The organism is Okeania sp. SIO2C2 (assembly GCF_010692625.1).
GTDB lineage: Bacteria > Cyanobacteriota > Cyanobacteriia > Cyanobacteriales > Microcoleaceae > Okeania > Okeania hirsuta.
In genome coordinates this window covers 1-23,000 of the sequence record NZ_JAAHGM010000041.1, presented here as the reverse complement: position 1 = coordinate 23,000, position 23,000 = coordinate 1, and the positions used below count along the sequence as shown (strand labels likewise).

Here is a 23,000-nt window from a genome sequence, read left to right as displayed (position 1 = left end):
AAAGGTTAGGACATTTATAAATGTTCAAACTCAGTCAGGTATTACTTTTGAGTTTTGAATGCTTGACTTTTGACTTTTGCGTAGCACTATAACGATAAAATCCCTCAATAATAATATCTGCCCGTTCATCTGAATGCATATTGCTTGGCTTGGAAAAAAATATCCTTTTTGTGGCAACGTCACCTACTCCAGAGAAATAACCAATGCTCTATTGGATAGAGGTTATCAGGTTAGCTTCCTTCACTTTGCGACGGAAGATACTGAACTTGACAAATGGCCAAGGTTTCAGGAAGTGTCTCTACCTTGTATTTATAAGTCTCAGGGTTACACCATACCTAGTCTTAAATCTAGCAAAGTCTTAAGTCAGGCTCTACAGAAACTTGAGCCAGATATTGTTCACGCATCTCTTACCCTCTCTCCTCTAGATTTTCTACTGCCTGAAATTTGTGAAGAGTTGAATATTCCTTTAGTAGCTACTTTTCATGCCCAGTTTGATAGTAAACCACGCAATATTAAATCTGGAACCCAATTTTTAGCCTATCAACTCTATGCTCCTTTTCTCGCAAATTATGACCGAGTAATTATTTTTTCAGAAATACAGAAAGATTTATTAATGAAATTGGGGGTTCCTGGCAAAAAAGTCGCAGTTATTCCTAATGGGGTGGATGTGGATAAATATTCTCCTGGTGTCTCTAGTCTGAAGACTCAGTTAAATGCTAGCCGTGTATTTCTATATTTGGGTCGTATTTCCACAGCTAAAAATGTCGAATCTCTGCTCAAAGCTTGGAAACATTCGGATATGGCTAATGATAGTTGTTTAGCGATCATTGGAGATGGACCATTAGCTCCTTCTCTACAAATGTTTTATGGGGATGTTCAGGGAATTAGTTGGTTTGGGTATGTGAGTGATGAGCAACGACGGATAGAAATTTTGCGTGGTGCTGATGTATTTATTTTACCTTCTTTAGTGGAAGGTTTATCTTTGGCTTTATTGGAGGCAATGTCTTGTGGTTTAGCTTGTGTAGCTACAGATGCAGGTGCTGATGGTGAGGTGTTGGAGAAGGGAGCTGGTATAATTTTAAATACTCATAATGTCACTAGCCAATTACAAACTTTATTACCTATATTTAGGGATCATCCTGAGTTAAATATTCTGTTGGGGCAAAAAGCTCGGCAAAGGGTTTTGGAACGTTATACTTTGAGTCGAAATATTACTCAATTGGAAATGCTTTATGATGAAGTTTTACGAGAAAGAAATCCAAAGTTAAGTAGTTTGATTTAAACCCACATTTAGCACTACTCACAAGAAGTTATAGATACTTACTGAAGTTTTCCGACTTTAATGTACTAGATTTTGTCGTATGATACCAAATCTGGTTTAGAAAAGCTGATTATAAATTCTCTCTATTGCCTATTAAGGCTTACTTTTTACCTCACCCCATAATCATCAGCCAATAATAACCGGATTTAGTATGAAATGTGGGATTGAAGAATGTACTGTTGAATTAAGGTAGTAAAATCGGACTTATCTTATCTACTACTTTAAGCACTGGTATAGCAATGTCTCCCATATTTTTTGCTGCATCTTTAAGTCCTTCAAGACTCATTTCATACCATTTACGTCGTGGTTGAGTTTTTGTTGATTCTTTAACAAGGGTTTCTGCATCTTGCGCCATAGTCTCTACTGTTTCAGCTTGTTCAGGAGTTGCTTTTTTATTAACTTCATTAATAGCTTTCAACAATTGGTCTAACAAATTCTTGATATCCTCGTCTACCTTAGTTTCTGCCAAAGTGTTGAAACTATTTTCAATATTATTAGTAATAGTAAATTGGTCTGAAATTTTAGTATTACTGCTAGCTGAAATTTGAGTATCACCACCAATTTTAATAACTCTCTCTTCTGTCATTGTCTCCTCCAAGATATTATCTCCTGTGTGTGATTCTTGAATTATAACTTGATCGACAGGAGACTGAAAAATAATTTCTCTAGATTTTTGGTTTAATGGTTCTGATTACATCTTTCTCCCTTGTCACAAAATTTAGATTGCCATTTAGCAGACAAAGAGTATTGTGCTTGTAGTTCTTTTTCCAATCTCTTCAATTGATCTCTATCCAATGTATCCAATGTACCCAAGTATTCCAATTTCCTCTGTAATTTCCTTTGTTTCTCTTGCCTACTAAATAACTCGAACTCATCAAAACCACAATTGGTATTATGAGTAATAATATTATCCTTGTCATTATTTGCTACCCTTATGAATTGCTGTGACAGTCATAGTTAATGAACTAGAAATAATAATAAGGGTACACATTGTATAAACAACTATTTCTACAATTCCATCAGTAAAATGGAAATTACCGTATTCTTTTTCAATATTAAATAAACACTGTTTTAAAAACCAATAAACAAACGCTGCTAATTCAATTAACATGACTATGACAATTATAAAACTAATAAACTCATTTATTAGATGAGATTGACTAGATTCACTAAAAAATATGAAAACTAGAAAATTCAAGATTACATTTGCCCAAAGTCCGTAATAAAAAACATAGTGTATTTTGGAAATCCATAGTCTAGGATGATTAAGCAACAAATATCGATCCAATCTCTTGATAAATCCTGGATTTAAAAAATCTGTTATTAGCTTTAGCTGTGGAGTTTTCATTTTTCTCTATTAAATAAACGCCGAGTAGATTTACTTATGTCTCTAAAGTATTTCAAGGTAATATCATTATCAATAAAAACTTTAATCATTTCGTTACTACCAACATTTTTTGAAGCACTGATAATATATTGATTGTGACCAACAATTTCAATCTGAGTGTATGATATTTCTTCAAGCAAATCCATTAATTCATTTTTTGATAAGTTACAACCTAATTCAAAAGCATTTTCTTCCCTATCCTTACCAAAATCTTCTAAATTACCATTGTAAATTACAGAACCCTCTTTGATAAAGATAATATTGTCAGTAATATTTTCAACTTCATATAAATGTTGTGAACTCAAAAGTATAGTTTTGGGGTGAGCAAGAGAATCAGCTAAATATCTTAAATCCTGTAAGAATAGTAACTGAGTATTAACATCAAGATTTGCTAAAGGTTCATCTAATATTAAAAATCTAGGATTACAGACTAATGCTTTAGCTAATGCAAATCGCATTTTAAAACCACCAGAAATCTCGTTCCAAGTTGCGTTTCTATACTTATCTAAACCAAGTCGCCAGATAATAAAATCAACTTCATCTTCATTTTCTTCTCCTCTAATACCATGAATAGCTGCTGCAAAATGGAGATTATCAACTAGGGTTCCTGTCCATTTTGGCAACTCTTGAGGAACGTATGCTATTTGTTGTTTTATTTAGTACCAAGATTTATCTTTTGATTTTGTCAAAGCTGGATATTCAACAGTACCGCTGGTTTCCTTTAACTCACCAGCAATTATTCTTAATAAAGTTGTTTTTCCATTACCATTTTCACCAACAAGAGAGGTTATTTCACCAAATTTTAATTCTAATCCCGATACAGATAACTGGAAGTCTGTTAATCTACCTGAATATTTTTTGGTGATATTTATTATATTAGCTACTACATTAATATTAGAGCTTTTAATACTTGATTTTTTTTGCTTTTTCCATGATTCCTTTATTTGTTCGTATGAAGTTTTTGGTATATTTTTTTCGGTATTTTCTTGGTCTAGATGTTTTTTATTAACATTGGTAGTATTATCTTTTGAATTAGATTTGGAAGGAGACTTATTGTTATTTTCTTGTGGAGGAACAACTGTGGGTATTGATGAGTAATTTTCTCTATATTCTTCAACTATTAAATCAACAAAATCTAAGATAGAAAAAGTTAAACCTGAAAATTTTTCCCTGATAGTTTCTTCTGAAGAACTAGACTTTCGGGCGTTGATAATTTGAGGTATGATACCATGTCCGGATAAGAGCACGATAGAACTCCGTGACCTTTACGCTCCCCGAAAAACTTTCTCCTTCTACTTGGGGTTTCAACTTCATTCTTCCCTCCTGACTCCTGACTCCTGACTCCTAAAGAATTAAGATTAATATCATACACTAATTTACCAACGCCGACTTTCGTTTATCTTCTCTCAGTTCAGTATAGCGACGCTGAAAATCAATTGCTTCATATTTACGTTTTTTATAAACTGCAAAATCATCAGCAAAATCCATGACTCTTTTAGTAGCTAAATCAAGCTGATTATCTTGAATTAGCTTTTTTATTTCTTGCTGAAAGTCTTCAGGTTGCCGATTTAGTTTTTCTAACTCTACTTGCATTACTTGCATCCTAAAGTTGGTCTAAATTAAATATTAACACCAACCATTTTTTGCCTCTTCCAACACATAACCAGATACAGTTTCTATCTCTGTTTCTATTAAACAGTCTTTGTAAGCTGACATATTATTTTTCCCATTCTTAACTAAGTAGAGCTTGCTGATTAAATCTAAAAGCATTGAAATATATAGACTTTAGCCTTTTTAGGGTCTAAAAAAGTACCTGGCTTTCAGCTCTTGACGCTCAAAAAGGAGCGTATTTTAGGCGCATAGTTGGGCAGAAAAATCATTCTTACAATTCTTACTCCTACCTCTTCTAAATTCCTAGTTCTCCTGTTTCCTGTCTCCTGTCTCCTGTCTCCTACCCCAGCAAAAAGACTTTCCATACGCAAACCCTAAGTAAGCGATCGCCTCCACAGAATCTAGTTTATTTCTTTCCACAGTCTCTATTTTGAAATTTTTTCCCCATCTAACAATATTACCGAAAAATTGTGGTTTAAAGCCTCTCCTTTTAAGGGGATAATAAATAAAAATTGTCCTTTGAATCAATCCTCTTCTTTTCAAGGAGAGGTAATTCTAAATTCGCGCATTCTAAATTCTAAATTCTTGAACTCCATTAGGATGACAACCTACACAATGAATCTGAAAAAGTTCCGCACCTTCTGTCATTTATGCACCTAATACATTAGGCATTTTCGTAACATTGAAAAACATAAATATTAATAAACAGGACTTACGCATAAACCAGGTTTACCAACTAAATTTCGTGGTTTAAAAAACAATAATTAGGGCAATAAACCCGGTTTCTTGTTTGGGTGCGTAAGTCCTGTTAAATTTATTGATGCTCACCTAATTAGTAAGTCAACAAGAGCAATTCTAAGCATGGAGCAAAAAGTCTCTTCCTTTCTGATTTGAATCTTAGAGTCTTTTGTCTTATCATCATCAATAATTCTAATACCAAGCAACTTTTTGTCTAAGCATTCAGCTATTAGCATTCAGCTCTCAGCAATAAAAATGAATTAAGCAAGTATTCGCTTAAATTATCCTACATTTTCAAATATTTGAAGCACAAGAGCAACGAAATTGACTTGTTAACTAAAGGTAATAAAGCTGACTGCTGTTTGCGCAGCATTCCGTAGGAAATGCTTACCTTTTTGTTATTCTAGCTAAACTTAAAAAAACTAATGAAAAGAATTATTATGCTTAATTAAACTCATAAATTCTTGACGAGTTTTCACGTCATCAGAAAAAACACCGCGCATAGCGCTAGTAGTTGTCCAAGAACCTGGTTTTTCTACTCCACGCATTACCATACACATATGAGTTGCTTCAACAACTACAGCAACACCTAAAGGCTGAAGTAATCCTTGAAGTGCATCAGCTATTTGTGCTGTTAGACGTTCTTGTACCTGTAAACGTCGGGCATACATTTCACAAATTCGAGCAATTTTTGATAGTCCAATTACTTTTCCATTAGGAATATATGCTACATGAGCGCGACCAAGAATAGGCAAAATATGATGCTCGCAAGAGCTAAAAAGATCGATATCTCGAACTAAAACCATCTCTGAGATATCTTCATTAAAAACAGCTCCATTCAACAATTCATCTAGAGATTGATGATAACCTGAAGTGAGAAATTTTAGGGCTTTTACAACTCGTTTGGGAGTATCTAATAATCCTTCTCGATCCGGATTTTCTCCTAATCCTATTAATAAAGTTCTCACTGCTTGAATCATTTCAGCTTCTGTAACAGGAGGCTGAGATTCTGTTTTCAATTCATCGGTAGAAATAAATTCTGGAATTACTGGTAAAGTCATACTTCAAAAGTTTTAAGCTTAAGATTTTGTTGGACAGTTTGGCAGATATTTCCCCACATAAATTTCAGATTAATTATGAAGATTATTATCTGTATTTATCCAAGAATAGCTACTCTTAATTTATCACATAGTTAGACAGTTTGTTAAATCTTGTTGAATAATTAATGGATTCAAATTTCGTCCAATTAATACTAACTGATTTGTCGGAGTAGTTGACCATTGCTCTACTTGCATATCATAGCGTTTACCGCTCAATTGAAATATATGTTTTGATTCACTTTCTTTGAACCAAAGAATTCCTTTTGCTCTAAATATATTATCTGGTAATTCATCTAGAAAATTATGTTGAAATTTGAGGGCAGAAAAAGGTCTTTTACTTTGGAATGAAATAGATGTAAAACCATCATTTATTAGATGATTTTTAGGAATTTTTTGTAGTTCATGCTGATTATTATTCTCTAGAAGAGAATAAGGTTGAAGCTTGGATAGATTTACATCTAAAATTAAGTATAATGGTATCTGGCTGTACTCACTTCTCAAAACCCTAGCTCCATTATTTACAGTTTTAATATAAGACTCTAAATAATCTACTCGATCTTGGGAGACTAAATCTGTTTTATTGAGTAAAATAATATCCCCATAAGCAATCTGTTTAAAAGCTGCCTCGCTATCAAAATGGTCTGGTGTAAAATTTTCACAATCTACTAAAGTCAGTACAGAATCTAAGTAAGTTAAATCTTTTAACTCTGTACTCAAAAAAGTTAACATAATTGGAAAGGGGTCTGCTAAACCAGTGGTTTCTATAATTAAATAATCAATTTTTTCATCCCGTTCTAAAATTTGGTAAACTGTATCTACTAATCCTTCGTTGATAGTACAACAAATACAACCATTGCTAAGTTCTACCATATTTTCGTTAATATCTACTAATAACTGACTATCTATATTAATGTCCCCAAATTCATTAACTAATATTGCGACTTTTAAGTTGTGCTTATTATGCAAAATTTGATTTATTAAGGTTGTTTTACCACTGCCTAAAAATCCAGTTACTATTGTTATTGGCATCCCTCTTTTAGGAATATCTAATTGTAGTGAATTATTCATTATGGCTAAATTCATTGACGAAGACAGCTACTCTTAAATCTTGTTGATTTTGAAGAATATGATTGAGAAAGGTTGTTTTGTCATTAACAAGAAAACCAGTCATTTCAGTTATCAGTTATCAGTTATCAGTACCTCTGGTTGTTTGCGCAGCATTCCGTAGGAAAGCATTGTTAATATGGGTTGCTGACTAGCTGGAAAATTGCTATTTCTAGTTGACTTAAGAGATTCTTTGAGCTGATTTGCTTCAATATGTGGATATTTTACTTTTGGGGTCTCTATGATAATCATTATCATAATCAAAATTTGACATCTAGTCAATGGTCAATGGAGATTCGGGAAAATTTTCATTAATAGAGTGACAAACGCCTCAATCTGATTTTTGAATGGGCATTGATAATTGATGGGATAATCGTGATTTCCATTGGCATAGTTTGTTTAAAAACTTGGGAAATATCTATATTTTTCTTTCTTTCAAATCTTCTTCCTTACGCGTAAATTTTGACAAAGATTCTTGGCTATACTTATCCACAGATCGTTCATTAATTGATAATTGATAATTACCTCTGGTTAAAACCGTTACGGAATTGAAGATCAGGAAATATTATTTCTTTTTTTTCCCCTTAAAAGGGTCGGCTTTAAACCAGAATTATTGAATTATTAATTATTCGGTAAGAATAAAGCAACAGTAAGTCATATACACCATAATATACATCTCCAATAATCAAAAATAAAATTAGTTATTGTAGATAAATCATCAATTATTTCTCCCTACTCTCTACTTCCTCTTTTCTGGAGATGTGTAATGTTTAAATATTAGCTCTTATAGCTATATTTACTAATGCCAACCATTTTCTGCCTGCTGCAATACATAAGCTGATACAGTTTCAATTTCTGCTGGAGTTAAACGGTCTTGATAAGCTGACATATTATTTTTTCCATTCTTAACTAAGTAAGCAATCGCCTCAACAGAATCTAATTTATTTCTTTTCAAAGTTCCTATTTTTAAGTTTTTCCACCATCTAACAATATTACCTCCTCTAGCATGACAACCAGCACAATTAATTTGAAAAATTTCTGCTCCTTTCGATGTTTCTGCTGCTAATGCATGAGGTATTTCTATAAAGTTTATCAATGTGAATATTAATAAGCAAACTGTAATGATTTTTTTCACTTTTTTCTCCTTAATTAATTAAAACTAATACAATAAAAAATCACCAAAAATCAACTTCATCAAATAATTTATGCCATTCTTTAACAGCAAAGATTGGTACGACTAATTCTGCTGAATTTTCACCTTGCAAAGGTATATTTATTCGCAGTGGAGCATCATAATTTAACTTTTTCATTACTTCCAAAAAGTCATATTCTCCAACATTAGCAGGAAAAGAAGAATCAACCAAAATATCCTCTGCATTCCAGATATTACCAGTGCCAGTAGTAATTTGCAATTTTTGGGGATGAGCTAGTTCAATTATTCCAGGAAATCCTACCAATCGTAAGTTTAAAGTTATTAGTTTGCCAGATTTGATCCTTTTATATAGTACAGTTTGCCATGCTCTATCTGAAAGGTCTCGCAAACTTTGCCGAGAACGATACATGATTTGTGTAGAAGATTCGGGGTAAGTATGAATAGAAGCTAAAGCTGGTTGAGAATTACCAATAATCAAAAACAAGGATAATATTACTGTAAAAATCCAACGAAAATTAATCATACTTTTATAGCATTAGGGAATAGGAAATAGGGAATAGTAAACTGTTAAAGGGTTTTATGGTTAGGAGAAGTCAGTTGTGCAGCATTTGGTTAATAATATGATTAACCTCAAATCTTCAAAAATTAGCTTCATAACATTAATAGTCAGCAGCTTTCAAAATATACTAACTATCATTAAAAGCTGTTAATTAAATGTAGTTTAATTATTGCTCTGCTGATTAAATATAAAAGCACTGACAGGTAAAGGTTTTAGCTTTTTTACAGCGAAAAAAAGTGAACTTTTGAAGCTTGAGCAACCAAAAAGTTAGGATAAAAGGCAGAATAATTGCAGAAAAATCAAGGGATAAAATATCCGACTATCTCCTATAAATTCCCCATTTATCCTGACTTATGACTCCTGCTCCTGACTCCTAGCTCATACCAAAAGATTTATTCAGCAAACCCTAATTAGCTAATACTCTCTGTTCTAATTGTAGTTCAAAACGTTCTCCAGGTTGAGCCTCTATTACTTTTGTCTCCAGATTATTTTTGGTTAACTGAAGTTGTGTTTCTTCCACACTACCATCTGCTTTGAGTAAAGATATTAATAATCCTTGAAAATCTATATCGCCCCCTGCTGCTGTAGGTAACATGACTTGGGGTTTCAACCATTGAGCTACTTGTAAAGCACTTTCATTTCCTTTAATTATCGGCCCGACTAACGGTAAATTCAAATTTATAATAGGGGTGATGACCACATTTATAGGAGCAAATTCTTTGATTTTTTCAGAATGGCTGCCATGTGGTTCATAGTAGATTGTATTGTCAGTGCTTAGGTCTTTAAAAATGTAACCGTTTTCTACCAAAGTTGGGCCAACAAGTGAACCAGGAACTGCTCTAATTTCAATACTATTGTCAAAAGAATATGTCTCACCATGGGCAAGTGTGACTATTTGAGAATAGCCCAACTCCTGTACTACTTTTGCTGCAGTGGGGGAAGCGACTACAGGAATATTTTTGTCTAACTGTTTTAGGGTCTGGGGGTGAGCATGGTCTTCTAACCCTTGAGACAATACAATTAAATCTATCTTTTCTGGTATGGCACGGGGAGTACGCCTCTCTCCTTTGAATAACCAAGGTAGATTACCGAAAACTAGGGGGCCAACTAACCAAGGGTCCAGCAGGAGTTGTTTGCCTCCAATTTCAATTAACCAGGAATTACTATCTAACCAAGTCAGATGCATAATATCTATAAAATTAAATTATCTTTCAATCATTATTGTAACAATTTATTACAATTGATGGGATATTGTCCATCGGCCATCAGTTGCTTAGGGTAAGAGGCGATCGCAGATAGCTGAGTAGAGGAAATTAATAATAGACATTTCCAGAAAAGAGGGAACAGGGAACAGTGGTGCGACTCCGGGTCGGCGACAGATGCACCTGGTAGCGGACAAAGAGAGGTTACAGGGATAAATAATTGACAATTTATAGATAAGAATTGCTTTGATTTTTGATTTTTACCAGATGTCTAATATGTTCGATAGTATTACTGTGTCTAGTTTAATTAAATTTGTTGGGTAAACGGTGTGAGAATTTTGCTCGCAAATATCTGATATCAAGTCCGGCAGGATCAGTATTATAAAGTTCAGGGAAGAAAGAAGGCTTTAGTTATCTGGGAGAGAAGGAAGAAGATTTGAAAGAAAGAAAAAGTAGATATTTCTCAAGTTTTTATACGAACAATACCAACGGACATGATATTACTTCTTAAATCTAGTTGTGATTAACTTTGAAAAAAATATCCTAAAAGTTTCTTAGTAAGGTAAAATTTTGTGTTTTTTTAAAGGTCTTTTACTGGTGGGGATTGAGTATTAATATTCATTAACTTCAGATCAGGACTATTGATATAATGCCACTTAGATATAACAAAAAAAGTGAATTTATATTTCCGATAACTTTCGTACAAAACCTGCTTATATAAAAGTTATAGATAGCAGTAATCTTGAGAGATAGGGGAAGAATATATAGTAACTGCTATGATTACTCTTGACTTATGGAATATTTAAAACAATGGGATATCAATACTCAACCTTATTCCTTCTCTCCTAGATAAGTAAAGCGTTCTTCTTTCTTAAATTCTGCTATATATTCCATAAATAACTAAATTCGATCGGTAAATATAGGGAGTTTAAATCATTTTGTACATAACCATTGGAGGAGAAAAAATTTTCTGAGTTCTGAATTTAGCTTTGAGAATCTGCTTCAGAATTATATTTTACTTTTTCCCAGATAATAGTAGCTAGGAAACATAACATCATTAAGTAAAGTGGTACGCTTATCATCATCTATACTCCTAATTTTTATTCTAGTTCGTGTGTTTTTTATTGTTTGGGAATCAATTATATATTCATTTTTTCTAGGAAACTTATTAACCATTTCCTATAAAAACCAAAAAGACCCCTAAGATTAATTATGACATAGTTTGCTTTTGTTGTCATCCCAACAGGAAAAATTGGTATTTACTGGAGAGAAATTTATTAATAACACACAGAAGCAAAATAGAGATATATTGAGTCAATATTTAAGTTGTGTATACTTATCAGTAATTACACTTTATTAGTAGTTATTTTCAGCTACTTAAAAATAACTTCAATATAAGAATTAGGATTTTCAGCAACCCAACCAAAAGGAGAATTATATCTAATTTCAAAATGAAGATGAGCTTCCTCAAAATCAGGTTTTCCTGTCTGACCAACTGTGCCTAAAAGTTCTGCCTGTGCTATTTTTTGACCAGTTTTAACATTAATAGAATCTAAATGGGCATAACGAGTTTGCTTGCCAGCAGCGTGATTAATTACTACTAAATTACCATAATTACCTTGTTTGCCGGCAAATGCTACTATCCCTTCTCCTACAGAAAAAACTGATGTACCACTATTAGCAATTAAGTCTAAACCACTATGAAAAACTACTTGATTTTTAATCGGATGTAGTAACCAACCATAACCTAAAATAACCCTAGTTTCAAAAGGTAAAGGATAACCTTTTAATGAAGAAATTTGTGGGGGTGTTTTTCGCCCTGGAGACCAATTTACTCCTGGTAAAAAAACCACTTCTGGTGTCTGTTGTTCTAATGTTTGTGGACAACCATTAACTTCATATAATGCGTCAGCACGGATATTATAATTTTCTGCAACATTTTTCCAAGTTGTGCCAGTAGGTACTTTCACAGCGATACCATTATAGGGAGGAATAATTATCTCAGTACCTACGGTTGGCGGACTTTTCTGTAGTACTCGATTAAATGCTAACAGGGTAGGAGGAATGAGGTTGTATTTTTGAGCAATAGTTTCAATGGTTTCTCCAGTGGTAATTGTATGACGTTGGAGGCGAGATAAAGCTGGTAGGGGACAAACTTCTTTTGCTTCTTCTGAAATGGAAGGAGTAGGAATTTTCATAGGTTGGGATTGAGCATTTGCCTGCATTAATAAAAGTGGATTAATAAACCACAATAATGTAGTAAAAAGGTAAAGGTAGGATTGAGAATTCATAAGCATTACAAATTGGAAAAAAATAGTTACCAGTTTGATATTAGCCTTTGATTAGAGATTTTTTCCCCTAGACAATTTTTGTCTGAGGAAGACACGTTGAAATTTTCTAGAGCTAGAGTGAGATGATGAGTAATATCATTTCTCAAAAACTTTTCAACTTGGCTATTGAGTAGGGGGAGTAGGGGAGTGGGGGAGTAGTAAACATAGGCAATACGCAACAGCATAGATCCCAAATAGACATCTGGTGATCATCAAAAATCGGCGTTGGTAAAGCGCGTGTATGATATTAATCTTAATTATTTAGGAGTCAGTCCTCAGGAGGGAAGAAAGAATCAGAAACCCCGAGTAGAAGGAGAAAGTTTTTTGGTCGCGTAAAGGTAACGGAGTTCTATCGCGCTCTTATCCGGACATGGTATCATACCTCAAATTACCAACGCCCAAAAATTAAACAATGATCGCGCAAAAATCATCAATTCTTTCCCCCTGCTCCCTAGTTCCCTCTTTTCCGCAGAGGTCTAATAGGTTCTATAGCAAATATTGAGTTATTTAGGATTTATTGCGATCGTGAATCAAATACAGGAAAAAGTTTTTTCCGCTGTTCCCTCACAGGAGTCAGTATTCTCATAGGGTTTTGCTAATTTATATCAAATCCGCTCGGGTTCGGTATAAAAAAAATTTTCATCTTCATCCAAGAGTAAATGTTTCGCGCATTCTCTTCCCTCCTGAGGACTGAGGACTGAGGACTGACTCCTAGATTAACTATCTAATTACACCGATACTACCGGATTTGATATTACATCTGTCGTGCGCTCACGGTCGTACTGCTGTTCCCATATCTGGTTTTCCCTTTTCCCTGCTATAAAATTTTTAGGCGTTGCTGATTTGAGGTATGATATCTTGTCCGGATAAGAGGGCGAGCAAAAAACTTTCTCCTTTTACTCGGGGTTTCTTATTCTTTCTTCCTTCCTGAGGACTGAGGACTGACTCCTAAAGAATTAAAATTAATACCATACACGTGCTTCAGCAACGCCAATTTTTATTTTTGTGCAATAACTCCTACTGTTGCGTGATAAATTGCTTGCGTATTAGGGTCTTCTGCAAACAAACAATAGTTGTCAACATCAGAGTAGCTTGCTTTACCAGTTGCAATATATTTTTCTGTAAGCTGCATTGCAGACATTTTCATCATTTTGGCTATTTCCGATCGCCCTGGAGAAACAGGAGCATCATTTTCTACAGATAACTTTTGCCAATCATACTTTTGCAATATCTCTGGTAACTTCGCTCCTAAAGCATAATCTGTTCCTCTATCTGCAAACATTTTCTCAATAGCGAGATTGACTTGCTTGACTGACTGACACATTTGACTATCCCCCGCAATAGCTTTAGCTGCAGAAAAATCTGGTTCTTCAATGACTAACCATCCACCAGGTTTGAGCAAATCTACCATTTTTGATAAGGCAAGTTGAAAGTCTCGAATATGGATGAGAAGACAACGTGCATGAATTAAGTCAAAAGATTGATTTTCCAGTGCAAGACGGCAAAAGTCTGCTTCTAAAACTTCAATATTAGATGATTGAATTTTTGCTAAAAAACGAGTATCTAGGTCAACGGCAACAACCTTTCCACTATCTCCAATAACTGTTGCGAGCCATTTAGCGATCGCTCCTGCTCCTGCTCCTACTTCCAGACATTGCCATTTTTCTGTGATTCCAGTTGTTAAAATTCGTTCACGAGTTTTTGGGTCAAAAATTTGTTCGATCACCTGTAGTCTTTCTAATTCTTTGAGATTTTGAGTATTGCTAAAAATATAGTCTGTAGACCCTGACATCTATAAAAATATCCCCCTTCTATTGTTGGCTAATTACTTATATTTCCAACAACAAAATATGAGGATATGCAGTTAAAATGTTCAAAAGCTTAGAATTATTTAAAACTTTTACCTGTAATATTATGTCCGGATAATTAGTAATGAAAAAATTTTCCCTTCTTCTTTACCTCTTTTTCTTTCTTCTTGTTCTCTCCTGAGGACTGAGGACTGAGCACTGACTACTGTAATATTATGTCCGGATAATTAGTAATGAAAAAATTTTCTCCTCTCTGGTGTTGTTCCTTCCTCTTTCCTCTTTTTCCTTCTTCTTTTTCCCTCCTGAGGACTGAGGAGAGAGGACTCAGTCCTCTCTCGTTATTTATAACTATATATATATATAATTGAAATGATTGATACAATTTTGGTTGTCCAAGGGCCAGAACTAAAATCTGTGAAGCGCGGCCTTACCCCTGAGTTATCTCAGCCTAAATTATTGTCTTTGCCTATAGGTGCTGCATCTGTTACTCGTTATTTGAATAACTGGCAAAAAAGACAAGATTTTTCCTCCCATCAACCCTCTACAATATTGGTTATGGGATTGTGTGGTAGTTTATCTAGTCAATATCAACCTGGAGATGTGGTTATTTATAATGAGTGTGTTGAATATATTGAAGAAGGAAGAAGGAAGAAGGAAGAGGGAAGAAGGAAGAAGTGGATGGGGACTCAAACTCCAATCAATTGTAAACACCATGTAGACGGCAGGGTATTAAACCCAAAAGAAAAAGATTATTCTCAGTTACTCCGGCAAAAGTGCGATAGTGTTTTAACAGCTAAGTTGCAAATACATTTAAAAGGAAAAGCTTCTTTAGTAACGGGTTTAACTAGCGATCGCTTCATCTACAAGGCAGCGGAAAAACAACTATTGGGAAAAAATACTGATGCAGAAGTGGTAGATATGGAAGGTTTTGCAATTCTAAATTTCTTTGCTCATTTACCTGTCTCCGTAGCGATGGTGAGAGTGGTCAGCGATGACTGTTACCATGACCTTCCCAATATCTCTTCTGCTCTGACATTATCTGGAAGTTTGCAACCTTTCGCATTGGCGAACACTATGTTTCGCCAACCACTGCCTGCTTTCCAACTTATTCGAGGTAGTATTCAAGGATTAAAAGTATTGCAGGAGGTTACAAGTTGTCTTTTTAGTGATTAAAAATAATTAGGCAATTATTCTGGGACCATCCTATTTTCTGTTCTTTTTCAAACTGATTTAGTAGTCGTGTTACAGTAACGCGACTGGTACCAATAATTTCAGCTAATTCTTGATGAGTTAACCTCATATCCAATATTTTTCCCTCTGGCAGTTGATTACCAAATCTATCGGTCAACCATTTTAATAATCTCAACAGTCGCAATTTGATTTTTCTAGAATGAATAATTCTGAGTAACTCTTGAGTTTTTTGAATGTGAGAAAGCATTACTTCTTGGGTATAGAAATAACCCCTTGGTAAGATACTTGCTTCTACAATAGTTAAACATTCAACTTGATAAGGATAAGATGGAAATAGAGGTTGACCAACGATGTCTCCTTGACCCCAAAATCCTAAAGTTATCGTATTTTCTTCTTCATTTTTGGTAAGAGTGCGAACCACCCCAGCATCTATTCGCCATAATAATATATCTGTTAATGGTATTAATTGGCGACGTTTAAATTGATGCTGCTTCAGTTTTTGAGGTTTAGTAATTACTGAATTTAAGCTCATAATTATTCTCCTATTTATTTGTGCTGAAAATTCCCGGATTTGACTAAGCAAAATTTGCTGTTAAATTTCTCAAAACAAAGAGTAATATAAAATCAGGTTATACATTAATCGCAAAATTACTTCATTTTATAGCGCGTAGCACTAGGGAATAGGGAGCAGGGAATAGCTAGCTGTAAAAGGTTTTTTCCTGCGGAATCCGTCAGGAAACAGGATTGAAAAATGTCTTAGCAAACATAATTTTGAATTCTCCTTCTAAGATAATTAAGTTAATAACTGATATCATGTCCGTTTGTATAGTTTGTGTAAACCCAAGCATGAATATATGAATATATATAGGAAATTTAAGTTTTTTCTTGCTCTTAACTTAAGTCTTCCTTCCTCTTCCCTCTTCCTTACCTTAGCTATACAATACCGATGCTACCGGACATGATATGATAGCTGAATGCTGACTGCTGACTGCTGAATGCTGACTGCTGAATGCTTACTAATATTGTGAATTAGATTTACATTGTTGTAAGATTGGTTTTGCTAGATAATTATTTGGTTCATAATCACTACAATTTAGAGCTGTTTCGGTAAGAGCATTATAAGGATGTACGGTACATTTCAAACGATAATCTCCTGTAAAAAATATACAGCGACTACAAGGAATTTGATGCAGTCGTCTAACATAACTTATTCCTTGCTGAAAGGTCAAACAAAAATTCCGCAAACCTATAGTAATTAATGATAGAAGACCCATCATAAAAATGATACGACCTAGATTTTGAAGTAGATATTCTGGAATCAAATTAATCATAGTTTTAACTCTATTCTGAATTAATAATTTGGGAAAAATTACTAATTATATTTAGTCGTATATAGTAATTATCATACTTGTGAGGTACACAATTCTGGGTTTTAGGCAACAGGCAACAGGGAAATACAAAGAAAAAAGATAACTGTACCTCGCTAACCTGAGAAACGCTATAATTAGGAAAAAAGTTAAGAGATTGCTAACTATTTACTTACGGTTTTTTCAAAAGAAATAAAACACTTATTTTTCAGAAAAATAAGCCAATAATTAGCAATAATAATTTGCGCTCTAGTTATTTGACTAATATCAAATTTTACTCGCTATTACTTCCTGAGTTATATCCGATAAAACCAGTGCATTATTCTGCCAAAATTCTAGCAGTGCTTGTGCTACATTTAGAGGATAAAAATGATGGAAAAAATAACCACCTTCAGGACATTCCCAAATCCGGTCTCCGGGTTTTAAAAATGGTTGCCATCCTCCAATTAAATTAGGATCGATAATCGGATCGTCATTGCCACCACATACCATTAAAGGTACAGGAACTCCTCTAGGAACCATACTTTGGCGTTTTAACAATGAGTGAGGTGATGGAGATAAATCTAAATCTCTCTCTAATATCCTGACTAAATTTTGAGTATTTTTTTTATCTTGTTCGCCAAATAAACTTTGCACCATATTAATCAAAATTGTTTGGCGACTACAAGGTAAAAGATGGCGATGTACATAATAATGTGCTTGCCAATCAATTGTAGGATGAACGCCGACAGATAATAAAGTTAAAGACTTCACTCTTTCTGGATATTTACGAGCATACATTAATCCTACTAATCCACTTGTACTATGACCAATAAGATGAATAGGTTTATTCAAAGATTTGAGATAATCATGGAGTAATGTTACAGCTACGTCTAGAGTACAAGGTTCATCAGCAGTTTGAAAATAATCCCATTCAGCAATTAATACTTTCCTTGATAGGTAATGAATCAATCGTCGGTCAAAAACTTGTAGACTAGGACTGGTCTTTAACCACAATACGTCTGGAATCTTAGACATTGCTTTTCATTCTCCTAAGTTATCAAGATAATAATTAGTAAATAGTATCTTTAAGTACAAAATAATTGTGCAGAAGCAAGAAGGTAATTTCAGGAGTAGGTCTTGAGAGTTTCATAGATTAAATCTGGTGTCAGTAGTTAGGAGGAAAAATCAAGATAAATAATTAAATGAAATAGTAAAATATTGCTACATATCCCTCTTTCTATTAAAAGCAAGAATTGAGAATATTTTCCATAGCATTCTTTTTCACATTTCATATTAATTAGTCGTGGGTATTAATTTCCTACTAGTTAATAAAATACCAGCAAATTTATGATTGAACGTGGCTCTCAAATTTACTCCCGAAATCTGCGAGTTGTACAGAATTAAATTCAGAAATTCTGACGGGCGTGACTTCTGAATTTTGTATTAGTCGAGTTTGTTTAGTTCTCTTTTTTTCCTAGCTTTATAGAAGGAAGAAAGCATTGATATATTCAGAGAGTTAGATTGATTTATATAAATCAATATAGTTTAGTAAATCTCCTTTTACCCTCTAAATAAAATCAGATGTTCCTAGCTTTATAGAAGGAAGAAAGCATTGATATATTGAGAGAGTTAGATTGATTTATATCAATCAATACAGTTTAGTAAATCCCCTTTTACTCCCTGAATAAAATCAGACTAAATTCCAAAATCTATTTTGAGTTGTGCTACCCATTTTTTGACGCGTTCTTCTGTAAATTCAGCTTGATTATCTTCATCAAGAGCTAAACCTACAAATTTACCGTTTTTGACAGCTTTAGATTCAGTATGCTCATAGCCATCTGTTGACCAATATCCAACTGTTGTACCACCCAAACTAGAGATTTTTTCTTCTAAAATACCCATGGCATCTTGAAAGTTGTCGCCATATCCTATTTGGTCCCCTGTGCCAAAATAGGCTACTTTTTTACCATTAAAGTCAATATTGTCTAGTTCATCAAAAAAACCTTCCCAATCACTTTGTAGTTCACCAATATTCCAGGTGGGACTAGCAATTATAATGTTTTGATAACCATCAAAATCTTCGGTATTTACCTCATCCATATTATGGATAGTAACCACATCGTCTCCACCAAATTCTTCCTGAACCATCTCTGCTGCTGATTCAGTTTTCCCTGTTGTACTACCGACAAAAAGACCAATATTTGACATTTTTTACCTCCTTGGTAATGATTTATATTAATGGTAGTTAGATGTTACTAACTTTTGGCAATTAAAGTTCTTGAATTAGAATTAATCAATATCTAATTCATCACAATAACCAGACCAATCACTTTGTAATCGATCCAAATTATTGTTGGCATTGATTGTTTGATTTTGCCCATTAGTTTCTCCTTCTAAATATTTAGTCTGGTTTTTTTGATGACCATTTTTGTTGACTTGTCTGATTTTCCATGAAGCTAGTTTTCGTGAAGTTTGCATTTGTTTTGATTTCCTATATTTATTTGATTTATGAAATTAAGTTGCTTAAGTAAAGTTTAGTAATTCATACTTTTTATTAGCTAAATATCATTCAAATTACCATTAATTCTGATTGTTTATTTATCTGACATCACTTGACAAAGCAGTAATTATTATCGAACAGAGAACAACTAATAAAGGTATCGTCGTTTGCGTATAAGTTAGTGGCTGAAAATAGCACAGAATAAATATACAGTCCACTTATTCATTGGAACCAACTAACTAACTTATAGTAATAGAGAGATAGGTTAGGACTTATGCGGATGATGATCTGAATCAGGGGAAATGTTTTTCCCACTGTTCTCTCACAGGAGTGTTCCCTCTCTTGGTCGATTGGATATGGCGAGGAAACTGTTCCCTACGGTCCCGGAACCGGAACGTTATCCCACCCTACTGTCGTGTCAAGCTGAAAATGGTGTATTAAATTTTTGAGTATAATTCTTGCTCTGACTAAGGTTTGGAGAATTTTCCTAAAACACTATTTCAAGCTTGACGCGCTACTACGGGAAGCTCCGACGAGGGGTCCCACCGCTGTTTCCTGCTATGCTTTGAAGACAAACTACTCTATTTAAAGCAATATCTATTGAATTGTTGCCTATTCAAGCTGCATATTTTACTATCGGATAAAATTGCGATCACCCTTTACCTATAAGTATTTTATCCATAATAACTCTTGAAAAATATGCAATTTTAGATACCTGAAAGCTTACTGTACTCAAAATTTACCTGAGAAAAAATGAGAAAATATCTCAATAAAATGCGAAAAAGATTTTTGGTTAAAGTCTTAGTTTACAATATGTTTAATCCTTTGTATTGTTAGTGGAGATTTCCGTCAAACTAATGAGAAATATTTCTATTAATATTAACCCACAACCTAAGTGAACTTGTCAAGCCTAAAAACAAAATTTTTTCCACTTGATATCAAGAAAACTCAAAAGCACTTACTTCAGAAGGAAATAAGTAAGCTTGCAAGGAAAAAAAGCAGCGTTCATCGCTCAAACATCATATTTGCTGTTTGCTCATAACTACCGACTATTGACTACTGAAGATAAACTACTGACTATAAAACTATAGCGCTATATAAATATGGCGCGGACATTCCTCTATTCTCTATTCCCTGAAACACTTTGATGACAACTGATAACTGAAATGACAGGAGTCAGTTCCTCAGACCTAAGTAAAAGAACATCCTGACTCCTGAGTTTTAGGCGTTAGTTGTTAAGACTCAGCAACACCATTCAAAGCATTTTCAACACGCTTAAAGTCAAAACCCATAGCTCGCAGAGCGTGCCAGAGATGACCTTGAAGGAAGAAGAAAGCTAAGAAGAAATGGGCATTAGCTAACCAACAACGAGCGGTATGAGCGCCTAAAGGCAACTCCACAGTATCAGCAAAATAGGGAGTAATCCCAAGCTTAATATCCAAAACTGGGCCATAAAACTCTACAGGATAAGCTAAAGTATTAACGGCACAGAAATAAGCAGCAACAAATCCTGCTAGAGCAATTCCACCTAGAGAGTAAGAAAGAATTGCTTCGCCAGAGAAGATTAAAACCCGTTTTGCCCAAGGAAGTGGCTCTTTGATAATGTGCCAAATCCCACCTAAAACTAGCAGAATTCCCACATAAACGTGACCTCCAACTAAGTCTTCTAAGCTATTAACACTGGCAAAATGAGTTTGATATCCATATATTACTAATGGATTGAGAGTGGGATTAGTTACTAAACGTACAGTTTGAGTTGTCGCATCATAAAGCCCACCAAAATACATAGCTTTGGCTACTAATAATAGAGCGCCAAATCCTAAAAAAAGTAGGTGATGACCTAAGATTATTCCGAGCTGTTTTGGGTTATCCCATTCAAAGTGAAATTTCTTAGCTCCACCTGTTGCATCCTTTAAATTTTCTGGAGTTTTAAAGGTATGAAAAAGTGCTCCTGCACCTAAGACTGCTGATGAAATTAGATGTACAATACCAACAACAAAATAGGGATAAGTATCTACAACTTCTCCACCGTTACCGATACCTAAACCTAAAGTTGCTAGGTGTGGCAGTAAAATTAAACCTTGTTCTCCCATAGGTAAATTAGGAGAATATCGAGAAATTTCAAACAGAGTAAATGCTCCTGCCCAAAAGGTAATTAGAGCTGCTTGACCTGCGTGAGCAGCGATGAATAAACCAGATAGTTTAGCGAAGCGAGCATTACCAGCCCACCAATCGTATTTAACCTCTGAATTATCATAAGTTTGCATGGTTTTGTTTCCTTGGATTATAGTCCGATTAGCAATTGTCATGGCAACAATTACTACTATTTTTTATACATTAGTTATTTAATGTATACATAATAATATATTATACACATTGAACATAAAAACAGTATGATTAATTACTTTTTTTTTAAAATTGATTGAATTGAAGAGTATTTTGAAAAATATCAAGATAATTTTGTTCAATAAATTTTACAACTAAATAATGCTTAGGCAGTTATGCTTAAGATGGCTACTAATAGATTATTGTCTACTAAATATGCAAATTAAACTACTGATAAAGCAGATATTGAGCAGTAATAATTATCTATATTTTAACAGATAAAATTGGTTGACAATCTATCAGAAAGTTACACCATTTTTGGTAAAACTTTCTTTCATAAAGTCAACAACTATGGCAGTATGAAATTGGAGACTGCCCTAGCATAAATTCTAATTTTGTGTCGGCCAAGTCACTAATTTGAGCAGATGGCAGTATGTAGAAATGCGATCGCTCATCTCAGTAATGACTCAGCTCTATTCTGTATTGCTGAAATGGGTGGAAGGTTCTAATTGTGATATCATATTCTTAATCAAAATACATAGCTTTGGCCACTAATTACAGTGGTCATTTTTTTTGCTTCTGGACTAGAGTAAGTTTGGATACTTTTTCTCTGATGTCCAGATTGATAGTTATGGCCTTTTACCTCTTGTTACAGAGGATATTACATACTTATTGCAACTAATATTCAATAAATTTATGGATTTGTCAAGAGTTTTTTTGATATTTTTGATCATTATTTTTTTTGGCCTTAGTACAGTGAAATCTTAAGAATCCCTAAAATTGAGGAAATAAAACTCTTTGATTTTGCTGCTACAAATGGTTGATGCAAAACGAATCTGAAATTAATCACCTAAAAGTATTGACAAAACTTGTCATTAATTTAATAATATAAATTACATTGCTTATGGTGTTCTTCTCTCTGGTAGGACAACGGAGTCCCTCAGTCATACTGAAAATATTCACAGCTTGACTGGAAAGCAATTAGGGACTCTTTTTATTTGCCATTCTCCACAACTTACAGCAGTTTTCATTTGAATAGACCACAGTAGTGACGTTCCATGGAAGGTCTCTACTAGACTGACACAGCTAAAACTGTGGAATAGATTTTTGTTTGTAGGTGTCTTTATCTCCCCATCTCCCCACCTCCCCACCTCCCCATCTCCCCACCTCCCCACCTCCCCACCTCCCCATCTCCCCATCTCCCCATTTCCCCATCTCCCCAATCCGGAAAACCCCACTCCTAAACCCCATCACCGATTTAAGGGCCACTCCTTATCCCTCTTCCGGCTGGAAAAAAAAAACATTAAACACCACAACCACTC

21 protein-coding genes and 1 pseudogene are annotated in these 23,000 nt (G+C 34.2%); 2 read left to right on the top strand and 20 right to left on the bottom strand.

Annotated features, from left to right (window positions below):
• The first annotated feature begins 133 nt into the window (after positions 1-133).
• Complete coding sequence (locus F6K18_RS25390; protein WP_287525088.1) at positions 134-1,282, top strand: glycosyltransferase family 4 protein; 1,149 nt, start codon at positions 134-136, stop codon at positions 1,280-1,282.
• Positions 1,283-1,505: 223 nt separating this feature from the next.
• Here the strand turns inward: F6K18_RS25390 and F6K18_RS25385 are convergent, their stop codons facing one another.
• The 13 genes and pseudogenes from F6K18_RS25385 to F6K18_RS25325 form a co-directional block, all read right to left on the bottom strand.
• The gene (locus tag F6K18_RS25385) at positions 1,506-1,907 is read right to left on the bottom strand and encodes a hypothetical protein (protein WP_287525087.1); all 402 of its coding nucleotides are present in this window, start codon (positions 1,905-1,907) and stop codon (positions 1,506-1,508) included.
• 333 nt (positions 1,908-2,240) lie between these two features.
• Positions 2,241-2,669 (bottom strand): hypothetical protein, encoded by a 429-nt coding sequence (locus F6K18_RS25380; RefSeq protein ID WP_287525086.1) that lies wholly within the window; start codon positions 2,667-2,669, stop codon positions 2,241-2,243.
• Positions 2,666-3,955 (bottom strand): annotated as a pseudogene (locus F6K18_RS25375) (ATP-binding cassette domain-containing protein). The gene F6K18_RS25380 and the pseudogene F6K18_RS25375 overlap by 4 nt, the downstream one beginning before the upstream one ends.
• 124 nt (positions 3,956-4,079) lie before the next feature.
• Positions 4,080-4,301 carry a hypothetical protein gene (locus F6K18_RS25370; RefSeq protein WP_287525085.1) on the bottom strand — a complete coding sequence of 74 codons (222 nt, stop codon included), beginning with the start codon at positions 4,299-4,301 and terminating at the stop codon, positions 4,080-4,082.
• Positions 4,302-5,479: 1,178 nt separating this feature from the next.
• Complete coding sequence (gene folE / locus F6K18_RS25365; RefSeq protein WP_287525084.1) at positions 5,480-6,118, bottom strand: GTP cyclohydrolase I FolE; 639 nt, start codon at positions 6,116-6,118, stop codon at positions 5,480-5,482.
• Positions 6,119-6,241: 123 nt separating this feature from the next.
• Positions 6,242-7,225, bottom strand: a complete 984-nt coding sequence (locus F6K18_RS25360; RefSeq protein ID WP_287525083.1) for a GTP-binding protein — start codon at positions 7,223-7,225, stop codon at positions 6,242-6,244.
• Positions 7,218-7,328 (bottom strand): GTP-binding protein, encoded by a 111-nt coding sequence (locus tag F6K18_RS25355; protein ID WP_353735162.1) that lies wholly within the window; start codon positions 7,326-7,328, stop codon positions 7,218-7,220. Before F6K18_RS25355 ends, F6K18_RS25360 begins: the two co-directional genes overlap by 8 nt.
• A gap of 8 nt (positions 7,329-7,336) precedes the next feature.
• The gene (locus F6K18_RS25350; RefSeq protein WP_287525082.1) at positions 7,337-7,513 is read right to left on the bottom strand and encodes a hypothetical protein; all 177 of its coding nucleotides are present in this window, start codon (positions 7,511-7,513) and stop codon (positions 7,337-7,339) included.
• A 547-nt stretch (positions 7,514-8,060) separates the two neighbouring features.
• Positions 8,061-8,396, bottom strand: a complete 336-nt coding sequence (gene petJ, locus F6K18_RS25345) for a cytochrome c6 PetJ (RefSeq protein WP_287525081.1) — start codon at positions 8,394-8,396, stop codon at positions 8,061-8,063.
• A 40-nt stretch (positions 8,397-8,436) separates the two neighbouring features.
• A complete protein-coding gene (locus tag F6K18_RS25340; RefSeq protein ID WP_287525080.1) occupies positions 8,437-8,937 on the bottom strand; it encodes a DUF3122 domain-containing protein in 501 nt (166 codons plus the stop codon).
• Positions 8,938-9,379: 442 nt separating this feature from the next.
• On the bottom strand, positions 9,380-10,159 hold the full coding sequence (locus tag F6K18_RS25335; RefSeq protein WP_287525079.1) for an MBL fold metallo-hydrolase: 780 nt from the start codon (positions 10,157-10,159) through the stop codon (positions 9,380-9,382).
• 1,389 nt (positions 10,160-11,548) lie between these two features.
• Entirely contained in the window at positions 11,549-12,427 is an 879-nt protein-coding gene (locus F6K18_RS25330) for a M23 family metallopeptidase (RefSeq protein WP_287525078.1), read from the bottom strand.
• Between the two features lie 1,075 nt (positions 12,428-13,502).
• Positions 13,503-14,297, bottom strand: a complete 795-nt coding sequence (locus F6K18_RS25325; protein WP_287525077.1) for a class I SAM-dependent methyltransferase — start codon at positions 14,295-14,297, stop codon at positions 13,503-13,505.
• Between the two features lie 385 nt (positions 14,298-14,682).
• Between F6K18_RS25325 and F6K18_RS25320 the strand changes: the two genes are divergently transcribed.
• Complete coding sequence (locus tag F6K18_RS25320; RefSeq protein WP_287525076.1) at positions 14,683-15,486, top strand: phosphorylase; 804 nt, start codon at positions 14,683-14,685, stop codon at positions 15,484-15,486.
• Here the strand turns inward: F6K18_RS25320 and F6K18_RS25315 are convergent.
• The 7 genes from F6K18_RS25315 to F6K18_RS25285 all read right to left on the bottom strand — a co-directional run bounded on the left by F6K18_RS25315 (position 15,476) and on the right by F6K18_RS25285 (position 22,947).
• On the bottom strand, positions 15,476-16,036 hold the full coding sequence (locus F6K18_RS25315) for a Crp/Fnr family transcriptional regulator (RefSeq protein WP_287525075.1): 561 nt from the start codon (positions 16,034-16,036) through the stop codon (positions 15,476-15,478). The two genes, F6K18_RS25320 and F6K18_RS25315, sit on opposite strands and share 11 nt — an antisense overlap.
• Before the next feature lie 484 nt (positions 16,037-16,520).
• Positions 16,521-16,835, bottom strand: a complete 315-nt coding sequence (locus F6K18_RS25310; protein ID WP_375341346.1) for a hypothetical protein — start codon at positions 16,833-16,835, stop codon at positions 16,521-16,523.
• A 303-nt stretch (positions 16,836-17,138) separates the two neighbouring features.
• A complete protein-coding gene (locus F6K18_RS25305; protein WP_287525074.1) occupies positions 17,139-17,888 on the bottom strand; it encodes an alpha/beta hydrolase in 750 nt (249 codons plus the stop codon).
• A gap of 660 nt (positions 17,889-18,548) precedes the next feature.
• The gene (gene fldA, locus F6K18_RS25300; protein WP_287525073.1) at positions 18,549-19,061 is read right to left on the bottom strand and encodes a flavodoxin FldA; all 513 of its coding nucleotides are present in this window, start codon (positions 19,059-19,061) and stop codon (positions 18,549-18,551) included.
• Between the two features lie 81 nt (positions 19,062-19,142).
• Positions 19,143-19,331, bottom strand: a complete 189-nt coding sequence (locus F6K18_RS25295; RefSeq protein ID WP_287525072.1) for a hypothetical protein — start codon at positions 19,329-19,331, stop codon at positions 19,143-19,145.
• Positions 19,332-20,588: 1,257 nt separating this feature from the next.
• Positions 20,589-21,620, bottom strand: coding sequence for a chlorophyll a/b binding light-harvesting protein (locus tag F6K18_RS25290; protein ID WP_287525071.1), 1,032 nt, complete (start codon positions 21,618-21,620; stop codon positions 20,589-20,591).
• A gap of 1,144 nt (positions 21,621-22,764) precedes the next feature.
• Positions 22,765-22,947: a hypothetical protein gene (locus tag F6K18_RS25285; protein ID WP_287525070.1), complete on the bottom strand. Its 183-nt coding sequence runs from the start codon at positions 22,945-22,947 to the stop codon at positions 22,765-22,767.
• Positions 22,948-23,000: the final 53 nt, after the last annotated feature.